Raw genomic sequence first — 16,330 nt, 5'->3', positions numbered from 1 at the left:
GTTCCCCCGTCTCCGATCGCGTGACCGGCTGACGTCCCGTGCGTGCCGGACGCGTCTTCGCGTACGGCGCCACCGCCGGCCTCCTCGGTGACCTGCTCCTCGGCGATCCCCGCCGCGGGCATCCGGTCGCCGTGTTCGGCCGCGCGGCCGGTGCCGTCGAACAACTGCTGTGGCGGGACCACCGGGGTGTGGGCGCCCTGCACACCGCCGTGTGCGCCGGTGGCGCCGTCGCCCTGGGCGCCGTGGCCGCCCGGGCCGTACGCCCCTGGCCCGCCGCCTCCATCACCCTGACCGCCGCCGCCACCTGGGCCGTGGTCGGCGGGACCTCGCTGGCCCGGGAGGCGTCCGCGATCGGACGGGCGCTGACGGCCGGGGACGTCGAGGGCGCCCGGGAGCGGCTGCCGCACCTGTGCGGGCGGGACCCGCAGGCACTGGACGCCGACGGGATCGCCCGGGCCGTGGTGGAGTCCGTCGCCGAGAACACCTCCGACGCGGTGGTGGGCGCGCTGGTGTGGGGGGCCGCGGCCGGGGTGCCGGGGCTGCTCGGCTTCCGGGCCGTCAACACCCTCGACGCCATGGTCGGCCACAAGTCGCCCCGCCACCGGCGCTACGGCTGGGCCTCGGCCCGGCTGGACGACGTGGCCGGAGGGCCGGGCGCCCGGCTGACCGCCGTACTGGCCGCCGCGGCCGGCGGCGATCCCCGGGGTGCCGTACGGGCCTGGCGGACCGACGCCGGCCGGCATCCGAGCCCCAACGCCGGGCCGGTGGAGGCGTCCTTCGCGGGCGCCCTCGGGGTACGGCTGGGCGGGACCCTGGCGTACGGCGGCCGGGTCGAGCACCGGCCCGTCCTCAACGGGGCGCACGGGCGGACCGTGCGCGTCGCCGACATCGACCGGGCGGTACGGCTGTCCCGGCGCGTGAGCTGGCTCGCGCTCGGCGTGTGCGCGGGCGCCCGGATCGCAGGCGCCCAGATCGCGGGGGCCCGGCTGCTGAAAGGACGTGACGCGTGAACGGCGGTCTGCTCGTCGCCGGTACCACCTCCGACGCCGGCAAGAGCGTCGTGACCGCCGGGATCTGCCGGTGGCTGGTGCGGCAGGGCGTGAAGGTGGCTCCGTTCAAGGCGCAGAACATGTCGCTCAACTCGTTCGTGACCCGGGAGGGCGCGGAGATCGGACGGGCGCAGGCCATGCAGGCGCAGGCGTGCCGGGTGGAGCCGACCGCGCTGATGAACCCCGTGCTGCTCAAGCCCGGCGGCGAGCAGAGCAGCCAGGTCGTGCTGCTCGGCAAGCCGGTCGGTGAGATGAGCGCCCGCGGCTACCACGGCGGACGGCAGCGGCGGTTGCTCGGCACCGTGCTGGAGTGCCTGGCCGAACTGCGGGGCACGTATGACGCGGTGATCTGTGAAGGGGCGGGCAGTCCGGCGGAGATCAACCTGCGCCGGACCGACATCGTGAACATGGGGATCGCGCGCGGCGCCGGGCTGCCCGTCCTGGTCGTCGGGGACATCGACCGGGGCGGTGTCTTCGCCTCCTTCTTCGGCACGGTCGCGCTGCTCGCGCCCGAGGACCAGGCGCTGGTCGCCGGGTTCCTGGTGAACAAGTTCCGGGGCGACGTGTCGTTGCTGAAACCGGGCCTGGACATGCTCCACGGGCTCACCGGGCGGCGGACGTACGGCGTGCTGCCGTACCGGCACGGGCTCGGCATCGACGAGGAGGACGGGATGGCGGTGTCGCTGCGCGGCGCCGTCCGGGAGTCCCGGGTCACCGCCCCCGTCGGCGCGGACGTGCTGCGGGTCGCCGTCTGCGCGGTCCCGCTGATGTCCAACTTCACGGACGTGGACGCGCTCGCCGCCGAACCGGGGGTCGTGGTGCGGTTCGTGGACCGGCCGGAGGAACTGGCCGACGCGGATCTGGCCGTGGTGCCGGGGACCCGGGGGACGGTCCGGGCCCTTGCCTGGCTGCGGGAGCGGGGGCTCGCGGACGCGCTGACGCGCCGGGCCGCCGAGGGCCGGCCCGTGCTCGGCGTCTGCGGCGGCTTCCAGCTCCTCGGGGAGCACATCGAGGACGACGTCGAGTCGCGCGCCGGGCACGTGGCCGGGCTCGGCGTGCTGCCGGTGCGGGTGCGGTTCGCCCGCGAGAAGACCCTCACCCGGCCGGTCGGCGAGGCCCTCGGCGAACGGGTCGAGGGGTACGAGATCCATCACGGCGTCGCCGAGGTGACGGGCGGCGAGCCGTTCCTGGACGGCTGCCGGGTCGGCCAGACCTGGGGCACGCACTGGCACGGTTCGCTGGAGTCGGACGGGTTCCGGCGGGCGTTTTTGCGCGAGGTGGCCGCCGCCGCGGGCCGCCGCTTCGTGCCCGCGCCCGACACGAGCTTCGCCGCGCTGCGCGAGGAGCAGCTCGACCGGCTCGGCGACCTGATCGAACAGCACGCGGACACGGACGCGCTGTGGCGGCTCATCGAGTCCGGCGCGCCACAAGGACTGCCTTTCATTCCACCGGGAGCGCCCGCATGAGCACTGTCTTGTTGTTGTCGACCGCCGACACGGATCTGCTGGCGGCCCGGGCCGCGTCCGGCGCCGCGTACCGGATCGGCAACCCGAACCGGGTCGACGTCCAGGAGGAACTGCCCGCGCTGCTGGCGGGCGCCGACCTCGTCGTCGTACGGCTGCTCGGCGGCAAGCGGGCCTGGGAGGACGGGCTGGCGGCGCTGAAGGCGTCCGGGGTGCCGACCGTGCTGCTCGGCGGGGAGTCGGTGCCGGACGCGGAGCTGATGGCCGAGTCGTCGGTGCCGGCCGGTGTGGTGGCGCAGGCGTTGCGCTACCTGGTCGAGGGCGGGCCGGACAACCTCACCCAGCTCGCCCGGTTCCTCTCCGACACCGTGCTGCTGACCGGCGAGGGCTTCGAGGAGCCGCGCAGGATGCCGGAGTACGGCGTGCACGGCGAACGCCCGTACACGGAGGGCCGCCCGACCGTGGGGGTGCTCTTCTACCGCGCCCACGAACTGAGCGGCAACACCGGCTTCGTCGACACGCTGTGCGACGCGATCGAGGCGAAGGGCGCCAACGCCCTTGCCGTGTACTGCGGTTCGCTGCGCGGCGCGGACGCCGGGCTGTACGAGATCCTCGGCCGGGCCGACGCCCTGGTCGCCACCGTGCTCGCGGCCGGCGGCACGCACGCCTCGCAGGCGTCGGCGGGCGGCGACGAGGAGGCGTGGGACATCGGCGCGCTGGCCGACCTGAACATCCCGGTGCTGCAAGGGCTCTGCCTCACCTCGTCCAAGGCGGTCTGGGAGGCGTCCGACGCCGCGCTCTCCCCCATGGACGCGGCGATGCAGGTCGCGATCCCGGAGTTCGACGGCCGGCTGGTGACGGTGCCGTTCTCCTTCAAGGAGCAGGGTCCCGACGAGGTCCCGGTCTACGTGGCCGACCCCGAGCGGGCCGGGCGGGTCGCCGGGATCGCGGTGCGGCACGCGGCGCTGGGGCACAAGGCCAACGCCGAGAAGAAGATCGCGCTGGTCTTCACCGCGTACCCGACCAAGCACTCGCGGGTGGGCAACGCGGTGGGTCTGGACACCCCGGCGTCGGCGGTCCGGGTGCTGGACGCGCTGCGGGACGCCGGGTACGCGGTCTCCGGCTACCCCTCCGGCGGCGACGAGCTGATCCACCGGCTGATCGAGGCCGGCGGGCACGACGTCGAGTGGCTGACGGAGGACCAGTTGGCGGCGGCGCCCGCGCGGGTGCCGCTGGCGGACTACCGGGCGTGGTTCGAGAAGCTCGACCCCTCGCTGCGGGACGGCATGGTGGAGGCGTGGGGCGAGCCGCCGGGCTCGCTCTACGTGGACGGCGACGACATCGTGCTGGCGTCCCTCCAGTTCGGGAACGTGGTCGTGATGATCCAGCCGCCGCGCGGCTTCGGGGAGAACCCGATCGCGATCTACCACGACCCCGACATGCCGCCGTCGCACCACTACCTGGCCGCCTACCGCTGGCTGGACCACAGCTTCGGCGCCGACGCGGTGGTGCACATGGGCAAGCACGGCACGATGGAGTGGCTGCCGGGCAAGGGGCTCGGGCTCGGCGCGGGCTGCGCGCCGGACGCGGTGCTCGGTGACCTCCCCCTCATCTACCCGTTCATCGTCAACGACCCCGGCGAGGGCACCCAGGCCAAGCGGCGCGGCCACGCCACGGTCGTCGATCACCTGGTGCCGCCGATGGCCCGCGCCGACACCTACGGCGACCTGGCCAAACTGGAACAGCTGCTGGACGAGTACGCGCTCGTCTCCGACCTGGACCCCACCAAGGCGCCGGCGGTGCGGGCGCAGATCTGGACGCTGGTCAAGGCGGCCGAGCTGCACCACGACCTGCATGTCGACGACCAGCCGGACGACGCCGCCTTCGACGAGTTCGTGATGCACATCGACGGCTATCTGTGCGAGATCAAGGACGTGCAGATCCGCGACGGGCTGCACATCCTGGGCGGCGGGCCGGAGGGCGAGCCCCGCGTCAACCTGGTGCTGGCCGTGCTGCGCGCCTCGCAGGTGTGGGGCGGCCGGGCGAACGCGCTGCCCGGCCTGCGGGCGGCACTGGCCGCGCACTTCGGGCTGGTGGAGAAGGACCTGCTGGCCGAGCCGGGCGCGCCGGTGAAGGTGCCGGCCGAACTGACCGGGCTGGTCGCCGGCCCGGACCGGACCGGCGCCGACGCGATCGACCTGCTGGAGCAGCTGTGCCGGCGGTTCGCGGAGGGCATGGAGGCGCGGGACTGGGCGGTGGCGGCCGTCCCCGCTCTGGTGCGGGAGGTGCTGGGCGGCGAGCTGCCCGAGGCGGTCGCCGTGCTGGAGTTCGCCTGCGTGGAGGTGGTGCCGCGGCTGGCCCGGACCACGGACGAGATCGGGCACATCCTGCGTGCGCTGGACGGCGGTTACGTCCCCGCCGGGCCGTCGGGTTCGCCCACCCGCGGACTGGTCAACGTGCTCCCCACCGGCCGGAACTTCTACTCCGTCGACCCCAAGGCGATCCCGTCCCGGCTGAGCTGGGAGGTGGGGCAGTCGCTCGCGGACTCGCTGATCGCCCGTTATCTCCAGGACACCGGGGAGTACCCGAAGTCGGTCGGCCTGACGGTGTGGGGCACGTCCGCGATGCGCACCCAGGGCGACGACATCGCCGAGATCCTGGCCCTGCTGGGCTGCCGCCCGGTGTGGGACGACGCCTCGCGGCGGGTGACCGGCTTCGAGGTGGTGCCGGTGAGCGAGCTGGGCCGGCCGCGCATCGACGTCACGGTCCGTATCTCGGGCTTCTTCCGGGACGCGTTCCCGCACGTGGTGGGGCTGATCGACGACGCGGTACGGGCGGTGGCGGAGCTGGCCGAGCCGGCCGAGTCCAACTACGTACGGGCGCACGTGGAGGAGGACGCCGCCGCGCACGGGGACCGGCGGCGCGCCACGGCCCGGATCTTCGGCTCCAAGCCGGGGGCGTACGGGGCCGGGCTGCTGCCGCTGATCGACGCCCGCAACTGGCGCTCGGACGCGGACCTCGCCGAGGTGTACGCGGTGTGGGGCGGCTACGCCTACGGACGGGGGCTGGACGGGCGGGCGGCCCGGGGGGACATGGAGACGGCGTTCCGGCGGATCGCGGTGGCGGCGAAGAACGTCGACACGCGTGAGCACGACCTGGTCGACGCCGACGACTACTTCCAGTACCACGGCGGCATGGTCGCGATGGTGCGGCATCTGACGGGGGCCTCGCCCGAGGCGTACGTCGGGGACTCCGCCACGCCGGACCAGGTGAAGACCCGCACGCTGGGCGAGGAGACGCACCGGGTGTTCCGGGCCCGGGTGGTGAACCCGCGCTGGATGGCGGCGATGCGCCGGCACGGCTACAAGGGTGCCTTCGAGATGGCGGCGACCGTGGACTACCTGTTCGGGTACGACGCGACGGCCGGGGTGGTGGACGACTGGATGTACGAGCGGTTGTCGGCCGAGTACGTCTTCGACCCGGAGAACCGGGACTTCATGCGGCAGTCCAACCCCTGGGCGCTGCGCGGCATCACGGAACGGCTGCTGGAGGCGGCGGACCGGGGGCTGTGGGCGGAGCCGGACGCGCAGACCCTGGAGCGGCTGCGCGCCACATATCTGGAGCTTGAGGGCGACTTGGAGGGCGACGAGAAGTGACCACTCCCTTTCCGTTCACGGCCGTTGTCGGCCAGGACGACCTGCGGCTCGCGCTGCTGCTGAACGCGGTGTCCCCGGCGGTCGGCGGGGTGCTGGTGCGCGGCGAGAAGGGCACCGCCAAGTCCACGGCCGTAAGGGCGCTGTCGGCGCTGCTGCCGGCGGTGGACGTCGTCCCCGGGTGCCGTTTCTCCTGTGACCCGCACTCCCCCGACCCCGGCTGCCCGGACGGGCCGCACGAGATCGGCGGCGGCCAGGCGCGGCCGGCCCGGATGGTGGAGCTGCCGGTCGGGGCCTCCGAGGACCGGCTGGTCGGCGCCCTCGACATCGAGCGGGCGCTCGCCGAGGGCGTGAAGGCGTTCGAGCCGGGACTGCTGGCCGACGCGCACCGCGGGATTCTCTACGTCGACGAGGTCAACCTGCTGCACGACCATCTCGTCGACCTGCTGCTGGACGCGGCGGCGATGGGCGCCTCGTATGTCGAGCGCGAGGGCGTGTCCGTACGGCACGCCGCCCGCTTCCTGCTGGTGGGGACCATGAACCCGGAGGAGGGCGAGCTGCGGCCGCAGCTCCTCGACCGGTTCGGGCTCACCGTCGAGGTGGCCGCCTCGCGCGAGCCGGACCAGCGGGTGGAGGTCGTGCGCCGGCGGCTCGCCTACGACGACGATCCGGCCGGTTTCGCGGCGCGCTGGACCGACGAGGAGACCGCCGTACGGGCGCGGATCGTCGCGGCGCGGGAGCTGCTGCCGGCGGTGCGGCTCGGCGACGGGGCGCTGCGGCAGATCGCGGCGACCTGTGCCGCGTTCGAGGTGGACGGGATGCGGGCCGACATCGTGATGGCGCGCACGGCCACCGCGCTGGCGGCGTGGGCCGGGCGGACCGAGGTGCTGGCGGAGGACGTACGGCAGGCCGCGTTGCTCGCGCTGCCGCATCGGCGCCGGCGGAACCCGTTCGACGCGCCGGGGCTCGACGAGGACAAGCTCGACGAGACGCTGGCGGAGTCCGGAGGGCCGGAGGGCCAGGAAGACCAAGGAGACCAGGGAGACGGGGACGACGATCCCGGCGGGCCCGGTGGTCCGGGCGGGGGCGGTGGGCAGCCGGCTCCCGACGACGACGGTCCCTCGGCTCAGCCCGAGGCCGGGGACGACGGCGAGCCGCGGTCGTCCGGCGGCGGGGGCGGTGAGCAGCAGCCCGCGCGGGCGGCGGAGCCGTTCCGCACCAAGGTGCTGAGCGTGCCGGGCCTGGGTGAGGGCAGCGCCGGGCGGCGGTCGCGGGCCCGGACCGAGCACGGGCGGACCACCGGGGCCCGGCGGCCCCGGGGCGCGCTGACCAAGCTGCATCTGGCCGCCACCGTGCGGGCCGCGGCGCCGCATCAGCGGGCCCGGGGGCGCAGCGGTCCGGGGCTGGTGATCCGGCGGGACGACTTGCGGCAGGCGACGCGGGAGGGGCGGGAGGGCAACCTCGTGCTGTTCGTCGTCGACGCCTCCGGGTCGATGGCCGCGCGGCAGCGGATGAGCGCCGTGAAGGGCGCTGTGCTGTCGCTGCTGCTCGATGCCTATCAGCGGCGGGACAAGGTGGGGCTGGTGACCTTCCGGGGGTCGGCGGCCGAGGTGGCGCTGCCGCCGACCTCGTCGGTGGACGCGGCGGCGGTCCGTCTGGAGACGCTGCCCACGGGTGGGCGTACCCCCCTCGCCGCCGGGCTGCTGCGGGCGCACGAGGTGCTGCGGGTGGAGCGGCTGCGGGACCCGGCGCGGCGGGCGCTGGTCGTGGTGGTGACGGATGGACGGGCGACGGGTGGTCCGGAGCCCGTCGCCCTGGCCGGGCGGGCGGCTCGGCTGTTCGCCGCCGAGGGCGTCGCGTCCGTGGTCGTGGACTGCGAGACCGGGCCGGTGCGGCTGGGGCTCGCCGGGCAGCTCGCGGGTGAGCTGGAGGGTACCGCGGTGACGCTGGACGAGCTGCGGGCGGATTCCATCGCCGGCCTGGTGAAGGACGTACAGAGGAGGGCGGCCTGATGCCGCAGGGGCAGCCGAGTGTCGTACCGGACGACGGACTGACCACCCGTCAGCGACGGAACCGGCCGTTGGTGGTCGTGCACACCGGGGTCGGCAAGGGGAAGTCGACGGCCGCGTTCGGGCTGGCGCTCAGGGCCTGGAACCAGGGGTGGCCGATCGGGGTGTTCCAGTTCGTCAAGTCGGCGAAGTGGAAGGTCGGCGAGGAGAACGCGCTGCGGGTGCTGGGGGCCAGCGGCGAGGGCGGGTCGGTGGACTGGCACAAGATGGGCGAGGGCTGGTCCTGGGTGCAGCGCGACGCGCAGATGGACAACGAGGAGAAGGCCCGGGAGGGCTGGGAGCAGGTCAAGCGGGACCTGGCCGCCGAGACGTACAAGCTGTACGTGCTGGACGAGTTCGCCTACCCCATGCACTGGGGGTGGGTGGACACCGACGAGGTGATCTCCGTGCTGCGGGACCGGCCCGGTACCCAGCATGTCGTGATCACCGGGCGGAACGCGCCCGCCGCGCTCGTGGAGTACGCGGATCTGGTCACCGACATGTCCAAGGTCAAGCATCCGATGGACGCCGGGCAGAAGGGGCAGAGGGGCATCGAGTGGTGACCTCCCGCGTTCCTCGGCTGGTCGTCGCCGCGCCCTCGTCGGGAAGCGGGAAGACCACCGTCGCCACCGGGCTGATGGCCGCGTTCGCCGGGCGGGGGCTCGCCGTGTCGCCGCACAAGGTGGGGCCGGACTACATCGATCCGGGCTACCACACGCTGGCCACGGGGCGCCCGGGGCGCAACCTCGACGCCTATCTGTGCGGGGCGGAGCTGGTCGCTCCGCTGTTCCTGCACGGGGCCTCGGGGTGTGACATCGCCGTGGTCGAGGGTGTGATGGGGCTGTACGACGGGGCCGCCGGGGAAGGCGAACTGGCGTCCACCGCGCAGGTCGCCAAGCTGCTGGGGGCGCCGGTGGTGCTGGTGGTGGACGCGTCCGCGCAGTCGCGGTCGGTGGCGGCGCTGGTGCACGGGTTCGTGTCGTGGGACCCGGGGGTGCGGGTCGGGGGCGTGATCCTGAACAAGGTCGGGTCGGACCGGCACGAGGCGCTGCTGCGGGAGGCGCTGGAGTCGGCCGGGGTGCCGGTGCTGGGGGTGTTGCGGCGGGCCGCGCCGGTCGAGGTGCCGTCCCGGCATCTGGGGCTGGTGCCGGTTGCCGAGCGGGCCGCTGAGGCGGTCGACGCCGTTGCCGCCATGGCGGCGCTGGTGTCCGCCGGGTGTGATCTGGACGCCCTTCTCGCGTTGGCGCGGGCTGCCGGACCGCTGCCAGGGGGCTCCGCCCCCTGGACTCCCGAGCCTTCGCCCGCCCTCCCGCACGCTCGGCTGCGCTCGCGCGGGGGGACCCCCATCCCGACTCGGCCAACTGAAAGGCCGACGCCGCGCGTCGCCGTCGCCGGCGGGTCCGCGTTCACCTTCTCCTACGCCGAGCACACCGAGCTGCTCGCCGCCGCCGGCGCCGAAGTCGTCCCCTTCGATCCGCTGCGGGACGAGGAACTCCCGGAGGGGACGGCGGGGTTGGTGATCGGCGGCGGGTTCCCCGAGGTGTACGCCGCCGAGCTGTCCGGCAACGAGACGCTGCGCAAGTCGGTCGCGGAGCTGGCGGCGCGCGGTGCTCCGGTGGCCGCCGAGTGTGCCGGGCTGCTGTATCTGTGCCGGGAGCTGGACGGGCTGCCGATGTGCGGGGTGCTGGACGCGACCGCGCGGATGGGCGAGCGGCTGACGCTCGGCTACCGGGACGCGGTGGCCGTCTGCGACAGCGCGCTGGCCGCCGCCGGGACCCGGCTGCGGGGGCACGAGTTCCACCGGACGGTCGTCGAACCGGGGGCCGGCCCGGCGGCGGCGTGGGGGATGCGGGCGCCCGAACGGCGCCTGGAAGGTTTTGTACAGCAGGGCGTGCACGCGAGTTATCTGCACACGCACTGGGCGTCCCAGCCCGGTGTCGCCCGTCGGTTCGTGGAGAGGTGCCGGACGTCATGAGCAGCCATCAGGGCAGCCAGCTGGTCGGAGTCGGGGTGGGCCCCGGTGATCCCGAGCTGGTGACCGTCAAGGGGGTCAACGCGCTGCGGGCGGCCGAGATCGTCGTCGTACCCGTAATGGCTGCGTCTGATGGAAAGGACGGCGGCGAGCGGGGCCGGGCCGAGGCGACCGTGCTGCACTATGTGGCCGCCGAGAAGATCGTCCGGGTCGTCTTCGCGCTCAACGAACGCAGTGACCGGGCGCGGCGGGAGGCCGCCTGGGACGCCGCCGGTGAGCGGGTGGCCGGGTTGCTGCGCACCCACGGCAGCGTCGCCTTCGCCACCATCGGGGACCCCAACGTGTACTCGACGTTCACCTATCTCGCGCAGACCGTCGCCGCTCTGGTGCCGGGCACGGTGGTGGAGACGGTGCCGGGCATCACCGCCATGCAGGACTTGGCGGCCCGCTCGGGCGCGGTGCTGACGGAGGGCACCGAGCCGCTGACGCTCGTCCCCGTCACCGCCGGGACCGCCGTGCTGAAGGACGCGCTGAACGGGCCGGGGACGGTGGTGGCGTACAAGTTCGGGCGGCAGGCGGCCGAGGTGGCCGAGGCGTTGCGGGAGACCGGGCGGCTGGACGACGCGGTGTGGGGGTCGGCGCTCGGGCTGGAGCGGGAGTCGATCCGGCCGGCCGCCGATCTCGACGGCGGTCCGCTGCCGTATCTGTCGACGCTGATCGCGCCCGCGCGGCGGGACGGCGGCCGGGGCGGGAAACTGTGACCGGCCGGCCGCTACTCGGCGATGCCGACCACCAGCCAGATGAATCCCGCGCCGGCCACCGTGCACAGCAGGGTGGAGCGGGCCGGGTGGTCGTGGTGGGCCTCGGGGAGGATCTCGGCGGCGGCGAGGTAGAGCAGGACACCGCCGAAGAGGCCGAGATAGGCGCCGAGGGCCTGTTCGGGGATGGTGAAGAACAGGGTCGAGGCCGCGCCCAGGACGGGGGCGCAGGCGTCGGCGACCAGCATCGCGACGGCCCGGCGGCGGGCGTTGCCGTACAGGCTGGTCAGTGTGTAGGTGTTGAAGCCGTCGGCGAAGTCGTGGGCGATCACCGCCATCGCGACCGCCGCGCCCATGCCGCCGCCGATCTGGAAGGCCGCGCCGATCGCCACGCCGTCCATCGCGCTGTGCCCGACCATCGCGGCGGCCGCGGTCAGACCCACCTCGGGGGCCCGGGCGTGCTCGTCGGCGCCGTGCGCGGCGCGGCGCGCGGCCAGCAGGCGTTCCACCAGGTGGGCGAGGAGGAAGCCGGCGACGAACAGCAGCAGGGCTTCCGGTACGCCGAACACCTCGGTGCCGGCCGCCTCCAGCGCCTCCGGGAGCAGGTCGAGGCCGACCACGCCGAGCATCAGACCACCGGCCAGGCCCAGTACCAGGTGGCGGCGGTCGGTCACGCGCTGTGCCGTCCAGCCGCCGGCCAGCGTCATCAGGAACGCGCCGAGCGCGACGAGAACCGCCATGTGCCCTTGCTATCCGATCGGAGCGCCTGCGCGCGCGTCCGACAGCGGCAACCGCAGTAAGTATGAGCAGGAGAGGACCCCACCCCATGCCACCCGAACCCGAGGGCGACGTGCCCGCCGGCAAGGTGACCTTCGTCGGCGCCGGTCCCGGTGCCGCCGATCTGCTGACGTTCCGGGCCGCGCGGGCCATCGCCGAGGCCGATGTCGTGATCTGGGCGGCGAGCCTGGTGCAGGCGGAGGTGCTGGAGCACGCGCGCGCGGACGCGGAGGTGCTCGACTCGGCGGCGATGTCGCTGGAGGACGTCGTCGCCGTCTACGCGCGGGCCCGCCGGGAGGGGCTGGCCGTGGCCCGGGTGCACTCCGGTGACCCGGCGCTGTGGGGCGGCACGCAGGAACAGCTCGACCGGTGCGCGGAGCTGGGGGTCGCGACCGAGATCGTGCCGGGTGTCTCGTCCTTCTCGGCGGTCGCCGCGCTCGCCCAGCGGGAGCTGACCGTCCCGGAGGTCGCGCAGTCGGTGATCCTGACCCGGCTGGGCGGCGGCAAGACGCCGATGCCGCCCGGCGAGGAGGTCCGGGAGTTCGCCAGGCACGGCACGACGATGGCGGTGTTCCTGTCCGCGGCCCGCAGCGGTCAGCTGGTGCGGGAGCTGCTGGAGGGCGGCTATCCGACGGACACCCCGGTGGTGGTGGCGTACCAGGTGACGTGGCCGGAGGAGCTGGTCGTGCGGTGCACGGTCGGCACGCTGGAGGAGACGGTCAAGGAGCACAAGCTGTGGAAGCACACGCTGTTCCTGGTCGGCCCGGCGCTCGACGCGCGCGGCACCCGCTCGCACCTGTACCACCCGGGGCACTTCCACGGTTTCCGCAAGGCCGACCCGGAGGCCCGCCGGGCGCTGCGCGCCGCCCGCCGGGCGGACCGGACCGAAGGCGACCGCAGTGAAGGAGTCACCCAGTGATCGGCATCGTCAGCGCCACGGCGGCGGGTGCGGCGGCCGGTGCCCGGCTGACCGCCGCGTGGCCGGAGCGCACGCGGGTGTACGGGGGTCCGGTCGCGGACGCCGTGCGGGCCGCGTTCGCCGAGTGCGAGCAGGTCGTGTGCTTCCTGGCGACCGGGGCCGTGGTGCGGCTGATCGCCCCGCTGCTGGCCGACAAGCGGACCGACCCGGGGGTGGTCTGCGTCGACGAGGCGGGACGGTTCGCCGTGTCGCTGGCCGGCGGGCACGGCGGCGGGGCCAACGACCTCGCCCGTGCGGTGGCCTCGGTGCTGGGCGCCGAGCCGGTGGTGACCACGGCGACGGACGCGGTGGGGGTGCCGGGACTCGACACCCTCGGGCTGCCGGTCGAGGGCGATGTGGCGGGGGTGACCCGGGCGTTGCTGGACGGGGCGCCGGTGGCGCTGCGGGCCGAGGTGGCCTGGCCGCTGCCGCCGCTGCCGGTCGGCGAGGGCGACGCGGACGGTGCGTACACGGTCCGGGTGACGGACCGGCTGGTCGAGGGGGCCGCGCGGGAGGTGGTGCTGCGGCCGCCGTCGCTGGTGGTCGGGGTCGGGGCCTCCCGGGGCGCGCCCGCCGAGGAGGTCGTCGGGCTGGTCGAGGGGGCCTTGGCGGAGGCCGGGCTGTCCCCCGCGTCCGTGGCCCGGCTCGCCACCGTGGCCGCCAAGGCGGCGGAGCCCGGCATCGTGGCCGCCGCCGAGCGGCTCGGGGTGCCGCTGGTGACGTACTCCGCCGAGGAACTGGCCGAGGTGGCGGTGCCGCATCCCTCCGACGCGCCGCTGGCCGCCGTCGGCACCCCGTCGGTCGCGGAGGCCGCCGCGCTGCTGACGGGCGGTGAACTCCTCGTCCCCAAGCGGAAGTCGGTACGGGCCGACGGCCGGCCGGCGATGGCGACCTGCGCGGTCGTACGGCGGCCCGGGCGCGGCCGGCTCGCGGTGGTCGGGCTCGGACCCGGCGCCCGGGACCTGCTCACCCCGCGCGCGGCGGCCGAGCTGCGCCGGGCGTCGGTGCTGGTCGGCCTGGACCAGTACGTCGACCAGATCCGCGACCTGCTGCGGCCCGGCACCCGGGTGCTGGAGTCGGGGCTCGGCGCGGAGGAGGAGCGGGCCCGCACCGCGGTCGAGGAGGCGCGGCGCGGACACGCCGTCGCGCTGATCGGCAGCGGCGACGCGGGGGTGTACGCGATGGCCTCGCCGGCGCTGGCGGAGGCGTCCGACGACATCGACGTGGTCGGGGTGCCGGGCGTGACGGCGGCGCTCGCGGCCGGGGCGGTGCTGGGCGCGCCGCTCGGCCACGACCACGTCTCCATCAGCCTGTCCGACCTGCACACGCCGTGGGAGGTCATCGAGCGCCGGGTGCGGGCCGCGGCCGAGGCCGACCTGGTGGTGACGTTCTACAACCCGCGCAGCCGGGGCCGCCACTGGCAGTTGCCCAAGGCGCTGGCGATCCTCGCCGAGCACCGGGCGCCGGGCACGCCGGTCGGGGTGGTGCGCAACGCCTCCCGGGCCGACGAGTCCGCCCGGCTGACCACGCTGGCCGCGCTCGATCCGGCGTCCGTCGACATGATGACGGTCGTCACGGTGGGCAACACCGCCACCCGCGAGATCGCCGGGCGCATGGTGACGCCGCGCGGCTACCGCTGGCAGGAGAGCGCCCGATGATCCCCGTATCGAACCCCTCTTCTCTAGGAGAAACCTTGACCACCCCGCCCGCCCTGCTCATCGCCGGACACGGCACCCGGGACGACGCCGGGGCCGAGGCGTTCCGGGACTTCGTGCGCGAGCTGGGCCGCCGGCATCCGGAACTGCCGGTCGCCGGCGGGTTCATCGAGCTGTCCCCGCCGCCGCTGGGCGACGCGGTGGCCGAGCTGGTGGAGCGGGGGGTGCGGCGGTTCGCGGCGGTGCCGCTGATGCTGGTGTCCGCCGGGCACGCCAAGGGCGACATCCCGGCGGCGCTGGCCCGCGAGAAGGAGCGGCACCCGGGGCTGACGTACAGCTACGGCCGTCCGCTGGGGCCGCATCCGGCGCTGCTGCGGGTCCTTGAGCGGCGGCTCGCCGAAGCGGTGGACCCGGGGTGGGACCCGGCCGAGGTGACCGTGCTGCTGGTCGGGCGCGGGTCGACCGACCCGGACGCCAACGCCGAGGTGTTCAAGGCGGCGCGGCTGCTGTGGGAGGGCCGGGGCTGGGCGGGGGTGGAGACGGCGTTCGTGTCGCTGGCGAAACCGGACGTGCCGGGCGGTCTGGAGCGGTGTGCGCGGCTGGGTGCCCGGCGGGTCGTGGTGCTGCCGTACTTCCTGTTCACCGGCATTCTGCCGGACCGGGTGCGGGAGCAGACCGAACAGTGGGCCGCCGCGCACCCGGAGACCGAGGTGCGGGCGGCGGACGTCATCGGGCCCGAGCCGGAACTGCTCGACCTGGTGTGGGAGCGGTACGAGGAGGCGGTGCGCGGCGATCTGCGGATGAACTGCGACTCGTGCGTGTACCGGATCGCGCTGCCGGGCTTCGAGGACAAGGTGGGGGCGGCGCAGCAGCCGCACTTCCACCCCGACGACGACGGCCATCACCACCACGGGCACGGGCATGTGCATTCCCATGCCCACTGAGGGGCATGACCTGCGGCACCACGGGGACGCCGAGGTCCGCGACGACGGTTCGGCGCTGGTGGATCTCGCGGTCAACGTGCGCGCGGGCACCCCGCCGGCCTGGCTGCGCGAGCACCTCGCCCAGGCGCTCGGCTCCCTCGCCGCCTATCCGGACGGGCGGGCGGCGCGGGCGGCGGTGGCGGCGCGGCACGGGCTGCCGGCGCGGCGGGTACTGCTGACGGCGGGCGCGGCGGAGGCGTTCGTGCTGCTGGCGCGGGCGCTGAAGGTGCGCCGGCCGGTGGTGGTGCATCCGCAGTTCACCGAGCCGGAGGCGGCGCTGCGGGACGCCGGGCACACCGTGGACCGGGTGCTGCTGCGCGCCGGGGACGGCTTTCGGCTCGACCCGGCGGCGGTGCCGGACGACGCCGACCTGGTGGTGATCGGCAACCCGACCAATCCGACGTCGGTGCTGCATCCGGCCGCCGGGCTCGCCGGGCTGGCCCGGCCGGGGCGGACGCTGGTGGTGGACGAGGCGTTCATGGACGCGGTGCCGGGCGAGCGGGAGGCGCTGGCCGGGCGGACGGACGTGCCCGGGCTGGTGGTGCTGCGCAGCCTGACCAAGACCTGGGGGCTGGCCGGGCTGCGGATCGGATACGTGCTGGCGGCCCCGGAGACGGTCGCGGACCTGGAGCGCGCCCAGCCGTTGTGGCCGGTGTCCACGCCCGCGCTGGCGGCGGCCGAGGCGTGTGTGGGGCCGCGGGCGCTGGCGGAGGCCGCGCACGCCGCGCACCGTGTCGCCGCCGACCGGGACCGGCTGGTCGCCGGGTTGCGGGAGTTCGCCGGGCGCGGGCTGCGGGTGGTGGAACCGGCCGAGGGGCCGTTCGTCCTGGTCCGGCTGCCGGACGCGGCCGGGGTGCGGCGGCGGCTGCGGGAACTGGGGTACGCGGTCCGGCGCGGGGACACCTTCCCGGGGCTGGGCGAGCAGTGGCTGCGGCTGGCGGTGCGGGACCGGGGGACGACGGACGGGTTCCTGGGGGCGCTGGACCGGGCGATCGGGGGCTGAGGGGCGTACGG

The 16,330-nt window shown here is 75.0% G+C and carries 12 protein-coding genes; 11 read left to right on the top strand and 1 reads right to left on the bottom strand.

Going from position 1 to position 16,330, the window contains the following annotated elements; translation table 11 throughout:
* Positions 1-38 precede the first annotated feature (38 nt).
* The 7 genes from AB0G32_RS33700 to cobI are packed head-to-tail and all read left to right on the top strand — an operon-like array spanning position 39 to position 10,946.
* A complete protein-coding gene (locus AB0G32_RS33700; RefSeq protein ID WP_361172247.1) occupies positions 39-1,010 on the top strand; it encodes a cobalamin biosynthesis protein in 972 nt (323 codons plus the stop codon).
* The gene (locus AB0G32_RS33695; protein ID WP_361172245.1) at positions 1,007-2,515 is read left to right on the top strand and encodes a cobyric acid synthase; all 1,509 of its coding nucleotides are present in this window, start codon (positions 1,007-1,009) and stop codon (positions 2,513-2,515) included. The genes AB0G32_RS33700 and AB0G32_RS33695 overlap by 4 nt, the downstream gene beginning before the upstream one ends.
* The gene (cobN, locus tag AB0G32_RS33690) at positions 2,512-6,168 is read left to right on the top strand and encodes a cobaltochelatase subunit CobN (protein WP_361172242.1); all 3,657 of its coding nucleotides are present in this window, start codon (positions 2,512-2,514) and stop codon (positions 6,166-6,168) included. Before AB0G32_RS33695 ends, cobN begins: the two co-directional genes overlap by 4 nt.
* The gene (locus AB0G32_RS33685; protein WP_361172239.1) at positions 6,165-8,177 is read left to right on the top strand and encodes a putative cobaltochelatase; all 2,013 of its coding nucleotides are present in this window, start codon (positions 6,165-6,167) and stop codon (positions 8,175-8,177) included. Before cobN ends, AB0G32_RS33685 begins: the two co-directional genes overlap by 4 nt.
* Positions 8,177-8,776 (top strand): cob(I)yrinic acid a,c-diamide adenosyltransferase, encoded by a 600-nt coding sequence (gene cobO / locus AB0G32_RS33680; protein WP_361172235.1) that lies wholly within the window; start codon positions 8,177-8,179, stop codon positions 8,774-8,776. Before AB0G32_RS33685 ends, cobO begins: the two co-directional genes overlap by 1 nt.
* A complete protein-coding gene (locus tag AB0G32_RS33675; RefSeq protein ID WP_361172300.1) occupies positions 8,773-10,188 on the top strand; it encodes a cobyrinate a,c-diamide synthase in 1,416 nt (471 codons plus the stop codon). The genes cobO and AB0G32_RS33675 overlap by 4 nt, the downstream gene beginning before the upstream one ends.
* Entirely contained in the window at positions 10,173-10,946 is a 774-nt protein-coding gene (gene cobI / locus AB0G32_RS33670) for a precorrin-2 C(20)-methyltransferase (RefSeq protein ID WP_361172232.1), read from the top strand. The genes AB0G32_RS33675 and cobI overlap by 16 nt, the downstream gene beginning before the upstream one ends.
* A gap of 11 nt (positions 10,947-10,957) precedes the next feature.
* On the opposite strand, the gene AB0G32_RS33665 is transcribed toward cobI, so the two are convergent.
* Positions 10,958-11,683 carry a ZIP family metal transporter gene (locus tag AB0G32_RS33665; protein ID WP_361172230.1) on the bottom strand — a complete coding sequence of 242 codons (726 nt, stop codon included), beginning with the start codon at positions 11,681-11,683 and terminating at the stop codon, positions 10,958-10,960.
* An 86-nt stretch (positions 11,684-11,769) separates the two neighbouring features.
* Here AB0G32_RS33665 and cobM point away from each other — a divergent pair, with 86 nt between their 5' ends.
* The 4 genes from cobM to cobC are packed head-to-tail and all read left to right on the top strand — an operon-like array spanning position 11,770 to position 16,319.
* Complete coding sequence (gene cobM, locus AB0G32_RS33660; RefSeq protein WP_361172227.1) at positions 11,770-12,639, top strand: precorrin-4 C(11)-methyltransferase; 870 nt, start codon at positions 11,770-11,772, stop codon at positions 12,637-12,639.
* Positions 12,636-14,336 carry a precorrin-3B C(17)-methyltransferase gene (gene cobJ / locus AB0G32_RS33655; protein WP_361172224.1) on the top strand — a complete coding sequence of 567 codons (1,701 nt, stop codon included), beginning with the start codon at positions 12,636-12,638 and terminating at the stop codon, positions 14,334-14,336. Before cobM ends, cobJ begins: the two co-directional genes overlap by 4 nt.
* 35 nt (positions 14,337-14,371) lie before the next feature.
* Positions 14,372-15,277 carry a sirohydrochlorin chelatase gene (locus tag AB0G32_RS33650; protein ID WP_361172221.1) on the top strand — a complete coding sequence of 302 codons (906 nt, stop codon included), beginning with the start codon at positions 14,372-14,374 and terminating at the stop codon, positions 15,275-15,277.
* Complete coding sequence (gene cobC / locus AB0G32_RS33645) at positions 15,267-16,319, top strand: Rv2231c family pyridoxal phosphate-dependent protein CobC (protein WP_361172218.1); 1,053 nt, start codon at positions 15,267-15,269, stop codon at positions 16,317-16,319. The genes AB0G32_RS33650 and cobC overlap by 11 nt, the downstream gene beginning before the upstream one ends.
* The last annotated feature ends 11 nt before the right edge of the window (positions 16,320-16,330 follow it).

Origin of the sequence: Streptomyces sp. NPDC023723 (assembly GCF_040639815.1) — a bacterium.
In the GTDB taxonomy this organism is placed as follows: Bacteria; Actinomycetota; Actinomycetes; order Streptomycetales; family Streptomycetaceae; genus Streptomyces.
Note: the sequence above shows the minus strand (reverse complement) of the source record. Positions and strands in the feature narration are given on the sequence as shown.

What these genes read in the sequence shown, in the direction of transcription:
- cobN (WP_361172242.1), top strand. Translation starts at nt 2,512, where the DNA reads ATGAGCACTGTCTTGTTGTTGTCGACCGCCGACACGGATCTGCTGGCG.
- cobO (WP_361172235.1), top strand. Translation starts at nt 8,177, where the DNA reads ATGCCGCAGGGGCAGCCGAGTGTCGTACCGGACGACGGACTGACCACC.
- AB0G32_RS33665 (WP_361172230.1), bottom strand. Translation starts at nt 11,683, where the DNA reads ATGGCGGTTCTCGTCGCGCTCGGCGCGTTCCTGATGACGCTGGCCGGC.
- cobM (WP_361172227.1), top strand. Translation starts at nt 11,770, where the DNA reads ATGCCACCCGAACCCGAGGGCGACGTGCCCGCCGGCAAGGTGACCTTC.
- cobC (WP_361172218.1), top strand. Translation starts at nt 15,267, where the DNA reads ATGCCCACTGAGGGGCATGACCTGCGGCACCACGGGGACGCCGAGGTC.